Source organism: Nocardia sp. NPDC050408, assembly GCF_044458905.1.
Taxonomy (GTDB): Bacteria; Actinomycetota; Actinomycetes; order Mycobacteriales; family Mycobacteriaceae; genus Nocardia.
The window spans coordinates 38009-54083 of record NZ_JBITIL010000025.1 but is presented as its reverse complement, the minus strand read 5'-3'; the positions used below and the strand labels follow the sequence as shown (position 1 = coordinate 54083).

The following is a 16075-nucleotide window of genomic DNA, read 5'->3' as shown; positions in this document are numbered from 1 at the left end:
GGGGATTTCGGCGGCTGGCACTGACGATTCTCTCGGCACTGTGATTCTGCCTGTGTGGCGATTCCGGCGGTCGTTCGAGGGTTCCGGATATCGGCCGGTAGCTGGAATTCTGCACGGACCGGCCGCGCGGACAGTGTCTGCGCGGCCGGTTCGGATCGGAGTGGCGCTCAGGTGAGGTAGCGGTAGGCCGGGGAATCGGGTTCCAGCCGCTCGCACTGGATCGGCGACTCTTCCATCCGATGTAGCAGCGAGCTGAGCCCCTCCGGCGCACCGAGTTCGATACCGACCAGCGCGGCACCGGTTTCCCGGTTATTGCGCTTGACGTATTCGAACAGGGTGATGTCGTCATCGGGACCGAGCACCTCGTTGAGGAAGCGTCGCAATGCGCCCGGCTCCTGCGGGAAGTCCACCAGGAAGTAGTGCTTCAGACCGCGGTGCACCAGTGAGCGCTCGATGATCTCGCCATACCGAGACACATCGTTATTGCCGCCGGACACCAGGCACACCACCGTCGAACCGGGTTCGATCGCGATTTCGGCCAGCGCCGTCGCCGACAGCGCGCCCGCGGGTTCGGCGATGATGCCCTCGTTCTGGTACAGCTCGAGCATGGTGGTGCAGATCGCGCCCTCGTCGACCTGCATCATGCGGAAAGCGCCCGCGCCCCTTGGTGATTCGGTCGCCATCAGCAGCGGCAGCGAACCGTGCGAGACCACCCGGCCGCCGAATCCGGCGACCGCGGTATACGGCAGCTGACCGATCCGGCGCACCGCGGCGCCGTCGACGAACGGATCGATCTCCGGCAGCGTCACCGGGCCGCCCGCTACCAGCGCGGCGGTCATGGAGGCCGCGCCCGCCGGTTCCACACCGAGGATGCCGGTGCTCGGCGAGCGCTCGCGCAGGTAGGTGCCGATGCCCGCCAGACAACCCCCGCCGCCGACCGGGATCACCACCAGATCGGGAGTCCGACCGCCGAGCTGTTCCAGGAATTCGGGCGCGATGGTGCCCTGTCCCGCCGCGGTCCGCGGATCGTCGAACGGCGGCACCATGGTCGCGCCGGTGCGCTCGACATCCTCGGCGGCGGCGGCCGCGGCGGCGTCATAGGTTTCCCCGACCGCGATCAGCTCGACGAACTCGCCGCCGTGCACCCGGATGCGGTCGCGCTTCTGCTTCGGCGTGGTGGTCGGTACGAAGATGCGGCCCTTGATGCCCATCGCATTGCAGGCGAAGGCTACGCCCTGGGCGTGATTACCGGCGCTGGCCGCGACCACGCCCGCGGCCCGCTCGGAATCGGTGAGCTGCACGATCAGGTTGTAGGCGCCGCGCAGCTTGTAGGAACGCACGGCGGTGAGGTCTTCGCGCTTGAGGTAGACCTGCGCCCCGGTCAGCGCGGAAAGCCGGGGACTGTGCTGCAGCGGGGTGGGCTCGATAATGTCGGCAATTCGCTTGGCGGCGGCATCGATCTCGTCCGCGGTCAGCGCGGGACGAGATGTGGACTGGTCGTCGAGAAGCTCAAGCGGATTGGACACTTGGAATATGGTGCCACCCGCCGCGTCGGGTGGACGCGTCGGGTGGGCGTCGGACGAGCGGTTTCGCGGCCGGAGCTACTGCGGGGTCAGGACGAAAACCGGAATCTCGCGGGAGGTCTTGGTCTGGTAATTCGCGTAATCGGGCCAGACCGCGACTGCCCGCTCCCACCACAGCGCCTTCTCCTCGCCGAAGACCTCGCGCGCGGTGTAGTCCTTGTTCACGGCGCCGTCACGCAGCTCGACATGCGGCTCGGCCTTGATGTTCCAGTACCAGACGGGATGCTTCGGCGCGCCGCCCAGCGAGGCGACGACCGCGTATTCGCCGTCGTGCTCGACCCGCATGAGCGCGGTCTTGCGCAGTAGCCCGGTCTTCGCGCCCTTGGTGGTCAGGACGATGACGGGCTTGCCCTGCAGGGTCAGGCCCTCGGTGCCGCCGGAATTCTCGATCAGCTCGGCCTGCTCACGGGCCCAATCGGATGTGCTCGGTGCGTACTCACCTGTCAATGGCATGACAACCGCAACACCGCGGAGCCCACCTCTGTTCCCGCTCAAATGTTAGGTAGCCCGAACTTCTCTATCCGTGTAACCTGACGGCATGGCAGTGGTCCCCCTTCAGGCCCGCCGCACGGTGATAGATATCGCTGGCAGCGCGTGGCCGATGTACAAACTCGAGGCGATCGCCCTCGCCGTGGTCATCTGCCTTGTCCTCGCGCTGATCACCGGGTCGCTCCAGGTAGCGGTCCTGGTTGCCGCAGGAGTTGGAACCGGCCGCTGGGTCGTCGGCCAAGTCGCCGCGCGCCGCCGAGCGTAGCTCCGCCGACGCCCGCTTCAAGATCAGGTGGAATCCGGGGCGGCATCGCCCGAGTAGCCACTGCCCCCAGTGCCACCTGATCTTGATCGAGACTCAGGCGACGTCGAGGGGGAGGGCGGGGAGTTCGGTGCGGGAGAGGACGCCGAGTTTGGGGTAGGCCTTGTAGAGGTGGTGGCTTACGGTGCGGGGGCTGAGGAAGAGTTGGGCGGCGATGTCGCGGTTGGACATGCCCTGGGCGGCGAGGCGGACGATCTGGAGTTCTTGCGGGGTGAGCCGGGCGAGGACGCCGGTGGTGGGGCGGCTTGTGGTGCCGATGCCGAGGGCGGCGAGTTCGGTGCGGGTGCGGTCGGCCCAGGGGGTGGCGTCGAGGCGGTCGAAGGTTTCCACGGCGGGCTGAAGTTGGGTGCGCGCCTCGGACTTTCGACGGTTGCGGCGTAGCCATTCACCGAAAAGCAATTGGGTTCTGGCCTGTTCGAAGGGACGTCCGCCGCGTTCGAGGGCGGCTTGAAAGTGTCCCTCCGCCTCGGCTTCCGGGCCGGTCAATGCCAGACAGCGCTCGACGAGCGCGCTGACCCACTCCTGTTGCGAGGCCGTGGCCCAGTCGCGAAGCCGGTCCAGTGCATCACCCGCTCGCTCCGGGCTGCCCATGCGCACCGCTGCCTCGATCAAGTCAGGTAAGGCACGCAGACCGATCACGTGGTGGCGGGCGGGTTCCACGGTCAGCAGTTCCAGTCGGGACAGGGCACTATCGACCTTGCCGAGCCCGAGATCGAGCACGCCGAGCGCCGCCACCGTCCATGGTGCGCCGGGCGCGGCCGCACCACCGAGTTCTTCGGCGAGGGCACGGTCGACCAACTCTCGGCAATCCGGTTCCCGCCCCTCCAATGCCGCCAGATAGGCGAGGTAGCTCGACATCTGGCTGATCCAATGCTGCTGCCCGATATCCTCGGCGATCCGCAGCCCTTCGAGCGCGGCGATGCGACCCTCGCGTGGTCGGCCGAGGAATAGTTCGGTCTCGGCGCGGAAGAACAGCAGGGTCGGCAGGAGTGCGATGCGACCCTGGTCGCGGCATTCGGCAATGAGGGTCTGCGCCAGTTCCGCGGCCTGCTCGTCCTGCCCGACGACCAGGCCGACGCCGCACATCTGCACCAGATCGCGCGGGCTGTCGGCACCGTTGCGGCGGGCGGCGGCGGCCGCGTCGCGCAAGTCGATGGTGAATCGGCCGTCGATGCCCGCGACCGTGTAGCCGGCGACAGGTGTCATCGGTTCGGCCTCGGGCAGGTCCAATGCGTTGATATGCGCGGCGATCTCCGCGAGTTCCGGTGCGCCCAGGTACCAGGCCGTGTGCACTGCCTGCATGAGGACGCGCGCTGCGCGCGCCGGATCGTCGGTGCGCACCGAATCGGCTCCCGCGAGTAACAGTTGGTGCGCCGAGAGTGGTTTGCCCGCACCGAATTCCGCGGTGGCGCGAACCAGATCCAGTCGGGCCCCGAGCATTCGGTCGGTACTCAAACCGGCCGCGCGGTCGGCCAGTCGGCGCGCACGTTCCAATTGTCCCGCCTCACTCGCGGTTTCGGCGGCCGCCACCAGCCGCCGGACGCGGGCGAACGCGTCGGTACTCAAACCCGCGGCGCGCTCGTAGGCGGCCACGGCACCGGAATAGCCGCTGCGCCGCCGCGCGCGATCGGCCGTGTCCTCGAGCGCTGCGGCGGCGGTCTCATCCGGTCCGGTCGCCGCCGAGGCCAGATGCCATGCGCGCAGGTCGGTATTCTCGGGTTCGGTCAGTGCGGCGGCGAGGGTGGCGTGCGCCGCGAGCCGCTGCGTCAGTGGCGCACCCTGGTAGACGGCCGAGCGCAGCAGGGGGTGCCGGAAATTTACGCTCACGCCATCACTACCGACCAATCCGGCATCCGCGGCAGGTTGCAAGTCCGGCAGTCGCACCCCGAATTCGTCGGCGGCGCGCAGCACCGTGGTGAGGTCGTTGGTGCCCGCTGCGGCGGCAATCAGGAGCAATGTCCGGGTGGCCGCGGGCAGCCTGGACACTTGGCCGTGAAATGCCACCTGGAGCCGCTGCGTCAGCGGCAGTGGATTCGGCCCGCTGGAGTCGGTTCCCTCGGCCGCCAGTACCGCGGGTAGCTCCAACAGCGCGAGCGGATTGCCACCCGCTTCGGCAAGCAACCGGTACCGGATGGCGGGCGAAATATCCGGACCGCGACTGTCCACCAGCGCGGCCGCCGACTCCTGCGCCAAGCCGGTCAGCGCGAGTTCGGGCAGGCCGGGCGCGGGAAAATACTGCTCGCCGGTGCGCGTCGCGAAGATGATCACCACGCCCTCGGCATCGAGCCGCCGCGCCGCGAACAGCAGCGTCTCCGCCGTCGCCCGATCCAACCAGTGCGCGTCATCGATCAAACACAGCAGCGGTCCCTCGGCCGCCTCCTCGGCCAGCAGTGACAGCACCGCCAAACCGATCAACATCCGATCCGCCGGATCATGCTGCGCCAGACCGAACGCCCCGCGCAGCGCATCGCGCTGCGGTGCGGGCAACCCGTCCACCAGCGCCATCCCGGGCTTGATAAGCAGGTGCAGTCCCGCGAATGGCAACTCCGCCTCGGACTCGATTCCAGCACTGCGGACCGCCGGAATCCCCTGCGCCGCCGCATAATCCAACAGCGCCGTCTTCCCGATCCCCGGCTCCCCGCGCACCACGAGCGCGCCGCTGCGGCCCGCACGAGCCGCCTCGAGAAGCCGATCGATCCGAGCTTGTTCGACTTCTCTTCCGTAGAGCATTTGCTCACCGTAGCCGCCGAGCGAACCCGAGTGACCGACACCCGTTTCGTCGATGCTTCGATGGAAACGGATCGGACACCGGGCTGTGCCACGAAAATCCCGTTCGGCGCGGGCCTTTGCGTTGAAAGACAACATTTTCATTAACATCCCCCGCGGACGCCCCGATGATTCGGGTAGTCGAGTACGCAGGTTTCGACGGTAATCGGCGGGGAGGATTCACTCATGAAACGACTGGTGGTCTGCTGCGACGGCACCTGGAAGGCCGAATCCAGCAGCACGGTATCGAATATCATCAAGATCGCGCAGACGATCCGGTACGAGGCGCCGGGAAGGTCGGGGGAGCCGGTCCAGCAGTGGGTCAGCTATGTATCCGGGCCGGGCGCCCGCGGCTTCCTGGCTGACCGCCTGATGGGTGGTGCGTTCGGACTCGGCCTCGAGGCGAATCTGTCCTCGGCGTACTGGCATCTGGCACTGAACTGGCAACCGGGGGATGAGATCTACATCTTCGGTTTCAGTCGCGGTGCGTTCACCGCGCGTAGCCTGGCCGGTCTGATCGGGCGCATCGGGATCATGACGCCCGATGCCATGATCGAGGGAAAGTATCCGGATGCCTTGCGGATTCACCATCAGCCCGCGCCGCAGCGGACCCCGGAGGATCCGGATCCCAAGGAGCCGCAGGAGTGGATCGACTTCCGCAAGCAGAACTGCTGGGACGCTCCGGCCAAGATCGACTTCATCGGGGTCTTCGATACTGTGGGCGCACTCGGCGTGCCCGGACTGACGTCGCTGCGGCACCGGTTCCACGATGTGAAGCTCGGACGCAATGTCTACTGCGCGCGGCATGCACTTGCGCTTGATGAGCGGCGGCGCAATTTCGAACCGTGCCTCTGGGAGGTGCCGATCGAGCCGGATGTGAAGTACTCCCACGACTACGACCGGGTGAAGCAGGTCTGGTTCGAGGGCGTGCACAGCGATATCGGCGGCGGCTACAAGGAATGCGGACTCTCCGATATCACGCTGCGCTGGATGGTCGAACAGGCCGAGGCGGTCGGGCTCGTCTTCGACCGCGACCGGCTGGATGGGCTGTCCCAGCGATGTGCTGCCTCGGGTCCGAAGCATATGGAACTGCATCGCTCGCTCAGCATCGGATACCGAATCCTCAATGTGCTGCGCACCATTCGCCGGCCGCGCAACCCGCGGTTCTACTGGGACTCCTGGCGGCGGCTGTACACCGACGGGGACCGCGGCGTGCGCCTGGCCTCCACCGTGCACGACGCCACCGACTACCGACCCGTGAATCTCCGGCGCTGGCTGAAGGACAACGACGGCATGGTGCCCGAGACGCTGATCGAGAAGACCGGCACGGTAACGGCCATTACACCGGAGGAGCCCTCAGCGCACCAGTAGCGCCACCGGCAGCCGGGCGAACAGCTTTTCCAATCGGGCCCGGCCCTGGAAGGTGTGGCCGGTCAGCCGGTCGGTCCAGTTGCCCTGCGGCAGTTCCAAAGTGGTATCGGCCCACCCGGTTTCGGCCAGGCCGAGGCTGTGCCGGGTGGCGGCCACGATCACCTCGGGCGTCTCACCGGCCCGGCCGCGCGCATAGGCGACCAGTCTGCTCTCCTGCTCGCCCGTGGCGAACAGGGGCAGGTAGGTGCCGCCGACGAAACAGTCCGGACGTTCGCGGCGCAACCACAGCGCATAGGCGACAATCCACATCTTCGCCGCGCCGGTGGTATCCAGCGCCGGTGTGCCGGTTAGTGATTGCAGCAGTCCCGCGCGGACCGCGAAGTCCACCGGGCGGCGGTTGTCCGGATCGACGAGCGTGTCCTCCCACAGCTCGCAGCCCTGATAGATATCGGGAATGCCGGGTCCACACAGCTGCAGCAGCTTCTGTGACAGCGAATCCGACCAGGCGTGCGGTGCGAGTTCGTGCACCAGATCACCGATTTCAGAACCGACCGGCCCGTCGATCACCGCATCCAACCATCCGTGCACCTTCGTCTCGAATTCGGCATCCGGTTCCTCCCAGGAGGTATGGACACCGGCCTCGCGAATCGCCTTCTCGGCGAACAGATGCAGTCGCTCGCGCAGTCCCGCCACCGAGGAGGCCGGGCGGCCGTCGGCGGGCCAGACGCCGAACATGTTCTGCAACAGGAACAATGTCGTCGCACCGTCGGGACCGGGGTTGATCTCCTGCCAGGACTCGACGGCACGCGCCCAGGTCTCCGCGGCTTGGGACAGCACCCCGATCCGGGCCCGCACATCCTCGCCGCGCTTGGTGTCGTGTGTCGACAGTGTGGTCATGGTGGCGGGCCAGCGTTGCGCGCGTTCGCTATTGGAGAGATGGAATTCGTTGAGCGAGTGGCCGAATCGGGCCGGATTGCCGCCCACCTCCTGCAGTGATACCAGCCGCGCCGCCTGATAGAACATGGTGTCCTCGACGGCTTTGGCGGTGATCGCACCGCAGACCTGACTGAATCGAACGGCCGCCTCGCCGTCGGATGCCAACGCTGCCACCAGCACGCTCAGCGGCACCGTCAGTTCGCTATTGCGCTTTTCCACCTCGGCGACCACCGCGCCGGTCATACCGGCCAACGGTGCGTAATCCACCCGGTACACCGGCATGAATGCCAGCACCTCGATGGTGGCATTGGTCAATGCCATGGTGTCGAAGCTTTCGGCATGCGCGTCGCGTTTGATCGCGGCGACCAGGCGCCGGATCTCGGGGGCCAGAATGTTCTCCGCCACCGCGCGTTTGATGCGGTGTTCGGTCTCACCGATCCAGGCGCGGTCGCTGCCGTGCCCGGCGAGCTTGCGCGACAGTTCGGTCAGCGCCTGTTCGCCGTCCGGGTCGATCAGTACGCCGCCGTAGTCGGACAGTGCGTCGTAACCGGTGGTGCCGTCGACCGGCAGTGTCGCATCCAATGGTTCGCGATTGGCGAGGATCTTTTCCACAAGTAGTAGCCGGTGCGGGCCGATGAGCCGACGCAGCTTCGTCAAATACGCGGTGGGATAGGACAATCCGTCCGGATGGTCGACCCGGACGCCGTCGATCAGATCGTGTTCGCACCATGCGGCCAGCTCGCGGTGGGTGATCTCGAAGACCTCGGGATCCTCCTGGCGCACGGCGGCCAGGCTGCCGACCGCGAAGAATCGCCGGTAGGTGCACAACCCCGCCTTCCAGCTGACCAGCCGGTAGTGCTGTTTATCGTGGATGCGAAGCGCATTGTCGCCGTCGGTGCCCGCCGCGATGGGGAAGCGCAGATCGTGTAGTGCCAGCATCGGTTCCGAACCGGACCGGTCCACCGTCAGTGCGGCCGGATCATTTTCGCTCTGCAGCACCGGCAGCGCCAGCCGACCGCCCGCGCCATTGCCCGCACTCCAGTCGATATCGAAGAAATGCGCGAACTGCGATTCGCGACCGTTGCGCAGCACATCCCACCACCACGGGTTCTGCCGAGGATCGGCCACGCCGACGTGGTTGGGGACCAAATCGACGATCAAACCCATACCGCGGCTGCGCACTTCGTCCGCGAGCGCCTTGAGTCCGGCCGGACCGCCGAGTCCCGCCGAAACCGTGGTGGGATCGGTGACGTCGTATCCGTGCGTCGAACCGACCGTCGCGGTGAGGATCGGCGACAGGTACAGATGCGAAATCCCCAGCTGCTGTAGGTATTCCGCGATCGCTCGGGCATCGGTGAAGGTCAACACGTCGGGGCGCAGCTGGAGTCGGTAGGTGCTGCGGATCGTTGTCTGTCGGGCGGGAGTGCGGCCGCGGGAGATGGGATCGGTGTGGTGGGTCTGCATATCGGACTTGTGCGTCTCGATCTTTGGCGTCTCGATCATTGGCGGTTTCGGTTATACGGGGCAGTGGAGGACGAGCAGACAGCGGGCGGGGATGGCGATGGTGCTCGCCGCCGGGTAGGTGGCATCGGCGCGACCGTCGGGTACCGAACAATCCAGTGCGACAGCCCATTGCGCGCCGTAGTCGGAGTTCGGCAGCGCGAAGTCCAGGCCGCTGTCGTGGGCGTTGAAGCACAGCAGGAACGAATCGTCGGTAATGCGTTCGCCGCGTGGACCGGGTTCGTTGATGCCGAGGCCGTTGAGATATACCGTCAGCGACTTGCCGAAACCGCTGTCCCAGTCCGCGGGGGTCATTTCCTCACCCGCCGGGGTGAGCCACGCGATATCGCGGGCATGATCTTTCGACCGGATCGGCCGGCCCGCAAGGAAGCGGCGGCGTCGGAATATCGGGTGCTCGGTGCGCAGTGCGATCACCCGCTTGGTGAATTCGAACAGGTCCGAATTCGTCTGCATCAGCGACCAATCCATCCAGGCAAGCGGTGAATCCTGGCAGTAGACATTGTTATTGCCCTGTTGGGTGCGGCCCATTTCGTCGCCGTGCGCGAGCATCGGTGTGCCCTGACTCAGCACCAGCGTGGCCAGCAGATTTCGACTCTGTTTGGCGCGCAACGCGAGTATCTCCGGATCGTCGGTGGGGCCCTCCACCCCGCAGTTCCAGGAGCGGTTGTAGCTCTCGCCGTCGCGATTGCCCTCGCCATTGGCTTGGTTGTGTTTCTCGTTGTAGGACACCAGATCCCGCAGTGTGAAGCCGTCGTGGGCGGTGATGAAGTTGATACTCGCGCTCGGCCTGCGCCCGGTGGCCTCGTACAGATCCGAGGATCCGGTGAGCCGGGAGGCGAATTCGCCGAGGGTGGCGGGTTCACCGCGCCAGTAGTCGCGAACTGTGTCGCGGTACTTGCCATTCCATTCGGTCCACTGGCCCGGGAAGTTGCCGACCTGGTAGCCGCCCTCGCCGACATCCCACGGCTCTGCGATGAGCTTCACCTGGCTGACCACCGGATCCTGTTGCACCAGATCGAAGAAGGTGGAGAGCCGGTCGACATCGTGCAGTTCCCGGGCCAGCGTGGCGGCAAGGTCGAAGCGGAAGCCGTCGACGTGCATATCCAGGATCCAGTACCGCAGCGAGTCCATGATCAGCTGCAGCGTATGCGGATGGCGCACGTTCAGGCTGTTACCGGTGCCGGTGTAGTCCATGTAGTGCGATGGGTCCTCGTCGACCAGGCGATAGTAGGCGGCATTGTCGATACCGCGGAAGGCCAGGGTCGGCCCGAGGTGATTGCCCTCGCCGGTGTGGTTGTAGACGACATCGAGGATCACCTCGATGCCCTCGGCATGCAATGCCCGCACCATGGCCTTGAATTCGGTGACCGCGGCGCCGCCGCGCGGGCTGGCCGCGTATTCGTTGTGCGGGGCGAGATAGCCGAAGCTGTTGTAGCCCCAGTAGTTTCGCAGGCCCTGATCCAAAAGGACACGGTCGTGCAGGAATTGGTGTACCGGCATCAGCTCGATCGCGGTGATGCCGAGTTCTTTCAGGTGTTCCACGATTGCCGGATGCGCGATCCCGGCGTAGGTGCCGCGCAATTCCTCCGGAATATCCGGGTGGGTCATCGTCATGCCCTTGACGTGCGCCTCGTAGATGACCGTTTCGTGGTAGGGCCGATTCGGTGGACGGTCGGCGCCCCAATCGAAGAACGGGTTGATCACCACGCCGGTCATGGTGTGCCCCAGCGAATCCTGGCCGTAGGTGTAGAGCGAGGAGTCGTTGTCGAATTCGCCGTCGAAGGCCTTGCCGTAGGGATCGAGCAGCAATTTGCTTGGATCGCAGCGCAATCCGTGCTCGGGATCGTAGGGTCCGTGCACCCGGAACCCATAGCGCTGGCCCGGTCCGATGGTCGGGAGATAGGCGTGCCAGACGTAGGTGTCGACCTCTTCCAGTGGCACTCTGGTTTCGGTGCCGTCCCTGGCGATAAGGCACAACTCGACCGCGTCGGCAACTTCGGAGAACACCGAGAAATTAGTGCCTGCGCCGTCGTAGGTCGCGCCCAGTGGGTAGGCGGTTCCGGGCCAGACACCGAGGGGTGTCACCTCACCGGGCGCTGCGTCGGGCTGAGCCATGTCAACGACACTAGCGCCAGCCGGATGGCGCTGCGTGCGGGTGGTTGCGGCCGGACGAGTCAGTCCTGGTCGGGGCCGGTTTCGGGCCAGAGTCGCCGGTAGCCTATCCGGGTGGCCAGCCGGGCGAGTGCGCCGAATACCGCATGCCGCAGCCAGACCAGGACGCCCGCGATATAGCCGTCCTGGTAATCCCACAGCAATATCGACTGAGTTTCACTGCTCCAGTGTCAGCCGCCAGGTCTGGCCGACCAGATCGTGGCCGAAGCTGTGATGCGAATTCGATTCCACGAGTTCGAAACCCGCGCGTTGATAGATACGCCGCGCCGAGGTGAGGATGTCGTTGGTCCACAGCACCATCTCGCGGTAGCCCACCTCGGTCGCGAATCGCACGCAGCGCTCGACCAGTGCGGAGCCGACGCCGAGGCCGCGCGCGGTCGGCTCGACGAGCAGTAGCCGCAGGCGGGCGGTTATCTCGTCCTCCGCGACACAGAAGACGCAGCCCACCGGTTCGCCGTCGTATTCGGCGATCCAGGCGTATTCGCGACGCTCGTCGTGGTCGTCCAAATAGTCCGCGACAATGCGGGCCACGAGTGCCTCGTAGCTGGTGTCCCACCCGTATTCGGCGGCGTAGAGCGCGGCATTGCGCTGGATGACCCAGCCGTAGTCGCCGGATTTCGGGGCGCGGAGCACCAGTGTGCCGGGGGCTGGTCCGTCGAGAATTCGCTGGATGGTGCGCATGGAGGTGATCAGTGCCGCGCGCTCGGCTGGTTTGTGCGCATTGAGCAGGTAGCCGACTTCGGCGCTCGAGCGCTGGTTGAGTACGGCGAAGATCTCCTTGCCGCGTTCGGTCAGCCGGACCTCTTGGCGGCGACCGTCGCTTTCGGAGCGATTGCGCTGGACCAGTCCGTCCTTTTCGAAGCGGGCCAGGATGCGGCTCAGATAGCCGGGGTCCAGGTCGAGCGTGCGTCGCAGCGTGACGACCTCGGTCGCGCCGGAATTGGCCAATTCGAACATGATTCGCGCTTCGGTTAGTGAATATTCGCTGTCCAGCAGGCCCTCGCGCAGTACCCCGATGACCCGGGTGTAGCGGCGGTTGAATTCGCGCACGGCGTCGATATCGGCGGCGGCAATGGTGGTCACGGCGGCTCCCAATCTTTGACTGAGTCAAAGGATACGTCGGAGCGCTCGCGTGGGTGCGGAATTCGACTCGATATCGTGCGCGCGCAGCTCGAGTGGTAACTTGAACACCGTTCAAGCCCTCTTGGGCTGTCACGCGACCGCGAGGAATCCTGTGGCATTGACCCCTGACGAGATCACCGCCATCGACGCCGAACATGTCTGGCATCCCTACGGTGGCTTTCCCGCGACGACCGAACCGCTGGTGGTTTCTGGTGCTTCCGGAACCCGGCTCACCCTCGCCGACGGTCGGGAATTGGTCGACGGGATGAGTTCGTGGTGGGCCGCTATCCACGGTTACCGGCATCCGGTCCTGGATGCCGCGCTGGTGGCGCAGTCGCAGCGGATGAGTCATGTGATGTTCGGCGGGCTCACCCATGAACCGGCGGCCCGACTGGCCGCGTTACTCGTCGAGCTGACGCCCGCCGGTCTGGACAAGGTATTCCTGTGCGATTCCGGTTCGGTATCGGTCGAGGTCGCGGTCAAGATGTGCCTGCAGTACTGGCGTGCGGCGGGTCAGCCGGACAAGCGACGGCTGCTCACCTGGCGCGGTGGGTATCACGGCGATACCTTCACGCCGATGAGCGTGTGCGATCCGCAGGGCGGCATGCACGCACTGTGGACCGATGTGCTCGCCGAGCAGATCTTCGCCCCGGCGCCACCGCTCGAGTATTCGGTCGAGTACGTGGCCGAATTCGAGCAGCTGTTGGCCGCGCATGCCGACGAACTCGCGGCCGTCATCGTTGAGCCGGTCGTGCAGGGCGCGGGCGGGATGCGCTGGCACGATCCGCGGTATCTGACCGATCTGCGACGCCTGAGCGATGAGTACGGGGTGCTGTTGGTCTTCGATGAGATCGCCACCGGATTCGGGCGCACCGGAGCGCTTTTCGCGGCCGATCACGTCGGAGTGAGTCCGGATGTGATGTGCGTCGGCAAGTCGCTCACCGGCGGATATCTGACCTTGGCTGCCGCGTTGTGCACCTCCCGCATCGCCGAGACCATCAGCGCCGAGCACGGCGGGCTCATGCACGGTCCGACCTTCATGGGTAACCCGCTGGCCTGTGCGGTCGCGGTTGCCTCGATCGAGCTACTGCTGCAACGGGATTGGCGTGCCGAAGTGGCCCGGATCCAATCGGAATTGGAAACCGGTCTGGCCCCGGCGCGTTCGCTGCCCGGGGTGGCGGATGTGCGGGTGCTCGGGGCGATCGGGGTTGTGCAACTCGATCATCCGGTGGATATGCGCAAGGCCACCCATGCCGCCGTCGAAGCGGGCGTCTGGCTGCGCCCGTTCCGTGATCTCATCTACACCATGCCGCCGTTCATCAGCACGACCGAGGACATCGAACGCATCACCGCCGGTATGGTCGCCGCCGCCCAAGCCTGACGCGTCAGGCGCGTTTGCGGGTCCCGTGTTCGACTCCCGCGCTCTCGGGACGGTCGGTGTCGGAGACGATCTCCCATACTCGGAAGACGCAGTGGTAGTCATCGGCCCAACCGCGGGCGATCAGCAGATAGTTATCGCCGTCGCGCAGCAGGATCCGGCGGCCGGGAAGTCGCGGATGCTGCGGAGTGAATGTGGGCACGAGCGAGTGCAATTTGGTCAGGGCATGTTCGCGAGTGCCGACCACCTCCGCGAGTACCCGCGGCGACCAACGCTTGTGATCGCCGGAACCTGTTGTCTCTTCGACGACTATCGCCCACCGTGGCATTCGGCCCTACTCCCTTTGGCGGAAGTGCCGCGCCACCGATGGTCGGTGGCGACCTTCAACAAGTGGCTCCCACGGTACCAGTACCCGACCCTGGGCAGGCGCCCTGAACGGTGTTCAAGTATGCTTCGGAGCTGTGACTACCGATCCGTTGGGCTGGCTTGATGAACGCGCCGCCGAGCGCGTGCGCGTCGGGTTGCGCCGTGAGCTGCGACCGCGTGCGGCACAGTCGCCGTCGATCGACCTAGCCTCCAATGACTATCTCGGCCTGGTGCGTCACCCGGAGGTGATCGAGGGCGCGATCGATGCCGTGCGCCGCTGGGGCACCGGGTCGACCGGATCCCGGCTCGTCACCGGCACCACTGCCGAACACGAGCAGCTCGAGACCGAACTCGCCGAATTCGTCGGCGCCGAGACCGGTTTGGTCTTCGCCTCCGGCTACGCCGCCAATCTCGGGGTGGTGACCGCGCTAGCCGGGCGGGGCGCGCTGGTCGTCTCCGATGCGGGCAGTCACGCTTCGCTGGTGGATGCCTGCCGACTCTCGCGCTCGCGGGTGGAGATCGCCGCGCATTGCGATGTCGAGGCGGTCGAGCGGTTGCTGGCCGAGCGGAGCGAGGAAAGGGCACTGGTACTTACCGATTCGGTATTCAGCGCCGATGGTGATCTGGCTCCGCTGGCCGAGTTGCATCGGGTTACCCGGGCGAATGGCGCGGTGTTGATCGTGGATGAGGCACATGGGCTCGGTGTGCGCGGCACGGGTGGGCGCGGGCTGGTGCACGAGGTCGGCCTGGCCGGGGAACCGGATCTCGTGGTCACCGCGACCCTGTCGAAAGCCTTTGCCGCACAGGGTGGTGTGGCGTTGGCCGGCGAGCGGGTGCGTGCGCACCTGATCGATGCCGCGCGCACATTCATTTTCGATACCGGGCTCGCACCGGCCGCGGTCGGCGCGGCGCGGGCGGCGCTGCGGCTATTGCGTCGGGAACCCGAGCTGGCGGGTCGGGTGTTGCAGCGGGCCGCCGATATCGCACGTATTGCCGGTGTGGCGCAACCGGATTCGGCAGTTGTCTCGGTGGTGCTAGGTGAGGCACAGGTCGCATATGACGCTGCGCAGGCATGCCGTGCACGTGGACTCGACGTCGGATGCTTCCGTCCGCCGACGGTGCCCGAGGGGACATCGCGGTTGCGACTCACCGCCCGGGCGAATCTGACCTCCGACGAACTCGACACCATCGCAACGGTTCTCGGCGAGGTGCTGGCGCAGGCGCGTGGATTGGTGACCGCATGAGTGTGCTGTTCGTGACCGGTACGTCGACCGAGGTCGGCAAGACCGTGGTGACCGCCGCGGTGGCCGCGGCCGCACTGGCGGCGGGGCGATCGGTGGCAGTGTGCAAACCGGCCCAAACCGGTGTAGCACCGGGCGAATCCGGCGATCTCGCCGAAGTCGAACGCCTCACCGGTGTGCGGAGAACGGTCGAGATCGCCCGCTATCCTGATCCGCTGGCGCCGGATACCGCCGCACGTCGGTGCGGGCAGCCGCTGTTGACGCTTAGTGAAACCGCCGCCGCCATCGACTCACTCGCTGATGCGGATCTGACCTTGGTGGAAGGGGCAGGCGGATTGCTGGTCCGCCTGGGCGAGTTCACGCTGCTCGAGTTGGCGCAGAAGCTCGATGCCCCGGTGCTCGTTGTTGCCGCAGCGGGACTGGGGACCCTCAACCACAGCGAATTGACCACGCGCGCACTGTCATCTGCCGGTGTCCGCTGTGCGGGTTTGGTGATCGGTTCCTGGCCCGGTTCGCCGGGGCTTGCCGAGGAGTGCAATCGCAGTGATCTTCCTCGGGTTACCGGGGTCGAGTTGGTCGGTGCGGTGCCCGCAGGTGCCGGTGGATGGGATCGCGAACGATTCTCTGCCGCGGCGCCTGGTTGGTTCACTCCCGGTTGGTTCACTCCCGGTTGGTCTGCGCTCGGCCGGTAGGTCTGCGCGGCGATTGCGAGGACCGGACCCGAATCGGACTCGGCAAGCTCGCCACCCTCGCCGAAACCGGCGAACTGCCCTGACCGCAACCGGCGTCACCGGCACAGCTCAATACT

General features: G+C 66.2%; 13 protein-coding genes. 5 read left to right on the top strand and 8 right to left on the bottom strand.

From position 1 onward, the window contains the following. Positions 1-167: 167 nt before the first annotated feature. The gene (gene ilvA, locus ACIBJI_RS38440) at positions 168-1526 is read right to left on the bottom strand and encodes a threonine ammonia-lyase IlvA (RefSeq protein WP_364353131.1); all 1359 of its coding nucleotides are present in this window, start codon (positions 1524-1526) and stop codon (positions 168-170) included. 75 nt (positions 1527-1601) lie between these two features. Further along, positions 1602-2036 (bottom strand): nitroreductase family deazaflavin-dependent oxidoreductase, encoded by a 435-nt coding sequence (locus ACIBJI_RS38435; protein WP_364353128.1) that lies wholly within the window; start codon positions 2034-2036, stop codon positions 1602-1604. An 85-nt stretch (positions 2037-2121) separates the two neighbouring features. Between ACIBJI_RS38435 and ACIBJI_RS38430 the strand changes: the two genes are divergently transcribed. Next, on the top strand, positions 2122-2337 hold the full coding sequence (locus ACIBJI_RS38430) for a hypothetical protein (protein WP_364353125.1): 216 nt from the start codon (positions 2122-2124) through the stop codon (positions 2335-2337). Between the two features lie 93 nt (positions 2338-2430). Here the strand turns inward: ACIBJI_RS38430 and ACIBJI_RS38425 are convergent, their stop codons facing one another. Further along, a complete protein-coding gene (locus ACIBJI_RS38425) occupies positions 2431-5124 on the bottom strand; it encodes an AAA family ATPase (RefSeq protein WP_397088015.1) in 2694 nt (897 codons plus the stop codon). Positions 5125-5346: 222 nt separating this feature from the next. Between ACIBJI_RS38425 and ACIBJI_RS38420 the strand changes: the two genes are divergently transcribed. Then, positions 5347-6531: a DUF2235 domain-containing protein gene (locus tag ACIBJI_RS38420; protein WP_364353119.1), complete on the top strand. Its 1185-nt coding sequence runs from the start codon at positions 5347-5349 to the stop codon at positions 6529-6531. Here ACIBJI_RS38420 and treY read toward each other — a convergent pair. Genes treY through ACIBJI_RS38400 form a run of 4 tightly spaced genes read right to left on the bottom strand, consistent with a single transcriptional unit; the run spans position 6517 to position 12243 of the window. Beyond that, positions 6517-8931 carry a malto-oligosyltrehalose synthase gene (gene treY, locus ACIBJI_RS38415; protein ID WP_396959317.1) on the bottom strand — a complete coding sequence of 805 codons (2415 nt, stop codon included), beginning with the start codon at positions 8929-8931 and terminating at the stop codon, positions 6517-6519. The two genes, ACIBJI_RS38420 and treY, sit on opposite strands and share 15 nt — an antisense overlap. A 51-nt stretch (positions 8932-8982) precedes the next feature. Continuing rightward, the gene (gene glgX, locus ACIBJI_RS38410) at positions 8983-11103 is read right to left on the bottom strand and encodes a glycogen debranching protein GlgX (RefSeq protein WP_396959219.1); all 2121 of its coding nucleotides are present in this window, start codon (positions 11101-11103) and stop codon (positions 8983-8985) included. A gap of 59 nt (positions 11104-11162) precedes the next feature. Then, positions 11163-11303, bottom strand: coding sequence for a hypothetical protein (locus ACIBJI_RS38405; RefSeq protein ID WP_364353116.1), 141 nt, complete (start codon positions 11301-11303; stop codon positions 11163-11165). Positions 11304-11316: 13 nt separating this feature from the next. Further along, positions 11317-12243, bottom strand: a complete 927-nt coding sequence (locus ACIBJI_RS38400; protein WP_364353113.1) for a bifunctional helix-turn-helix transcriptional regulator/GNAT family N-acetyltransferase — start codon at positions 12241-12243, stop codon at positions 11317-11319. A gap of 151 nt (positions 12244-12394) precedes the next feature. On the opposite strand from ACIBJI_RS38400, the gene ACIBJI_RS38395 reads away from it, so the two are divergent. Beyond that, positions 12395-13663: an adenosylmethionine--8-amino-7-oxononanoate transaminase gene (locus tag ACIBJI_RS38395; RefSeq protein ID WP_364353110.1), complete on the top strand. Its 1269-nt coding sequence runs from the start codon at positions 12395-12397 to the stop codon at positions 13661-13663. 4 nt (positions 13664-13667) lie between these two features. Here ACIBJI_RS38395 and ACIBJI_RS38390 read toward each other — a convergent pair whose 3' ends face one another. Continuing rightward, positions 13668-13988: a hypothetical protein gene (locus ACIBJI_RS38390; RefSeq protein WP_364353107.1), complete on the bottom strand. Its 321-nt coding sequence runs from the start codon at positions 13986-13988 to the stop codon at positions 13668-13670. 133 nt (positions 13989-14121) lie between these two features. Between ACIBJI_RS38390 and ACIBJI_RS38385 the strand changes: the two genes are divergently transcribed. Beyond that, on the top strand, positions 14122-15270 hold the full coding sequence (locus ACIBJI_RS38385; RefSeq protein WP_397088012.1) for an 8-amino-7-oxononanoate synthase: 1149 nt from the start codon (positions 14122-14124) through the stop codon (positions 15268-15270). After that, positions 15267-15959, top strand: a complete 693-nt coding sequence (gene bioD, locus ACIBJI_RS38380) for a dethiobiotin synthase (RefSeq protein WP_364353101.1) — start codon at positions 15267-15269, stop codon at positions 15957-15959. The genes ACIBJI_RS38385 and bioD overlap by 4 nt, the downstream gene beginning before the upstream one ends. Positions 15960-16075 lie beyond the last annotated feature (116 nt).

Excerpts from the sequence above, each read along its gene's own strand:
- ACIBJI_RS38435 (WP_364353128.1), bottom strand. The coding sequence starts at position 2,036 with ATGCCATTGACAGGTGAGTACGCACCGAGCACATCCGATTGGGCCCGT.
- ACIBJI_RS38430 (WP_364353125.1), top strand. The coding sequence starts at position 2,122 with ATGGCAGTGGTCCCCCTTCAGGCCCGCCGCACGGTGATAGATATCGCT.
- ACIBJI_RS38425 (WP_397088015.1), bottom strand. The coding sequence starts at position 5,124 with ATGCTCTACGGAAGAGAAGTCGAACAAGCTCGGATCGATCGGCTTCTC.
- ACIBJI_RS38420 (WP_364353119.1), top strand. The coding sequence starts at position 5,347 with ATGAAACGACTGGTGGTCTGCTGCGACGGCACCTGGAAGGCCGAATCC.
- treY (WP_396959317.1), bottom strand. The coding sequence starts at position 8,931 with ATGCAGACCCACCACACCGATCCCATCTCCCGCGGCCGCACTCCCGCC.
- glgX (WP_396959219.1), bottom strand. The coding sequence starts at position 11,103 with ATGGCTCAGCCCGACGCAGCGCCCGGTGAGGTGACACCCCTCGGTGTC.
- ACIBJI_RS38390 (WP_364353107.1), bottom strand. The coding sequence starts at position 13,988 with ATGCCACGGTGGGCGATAGTCGTCGAAGAGACAACAGGTTCCGGCGAT.
- bioD (WP_364353101.1), top strand. The coding sequence starts at position 15,267 with ATGAGTGTGCTGTTCGTGACCGGTACGTCGACCGAGGTCGGCAAGACC.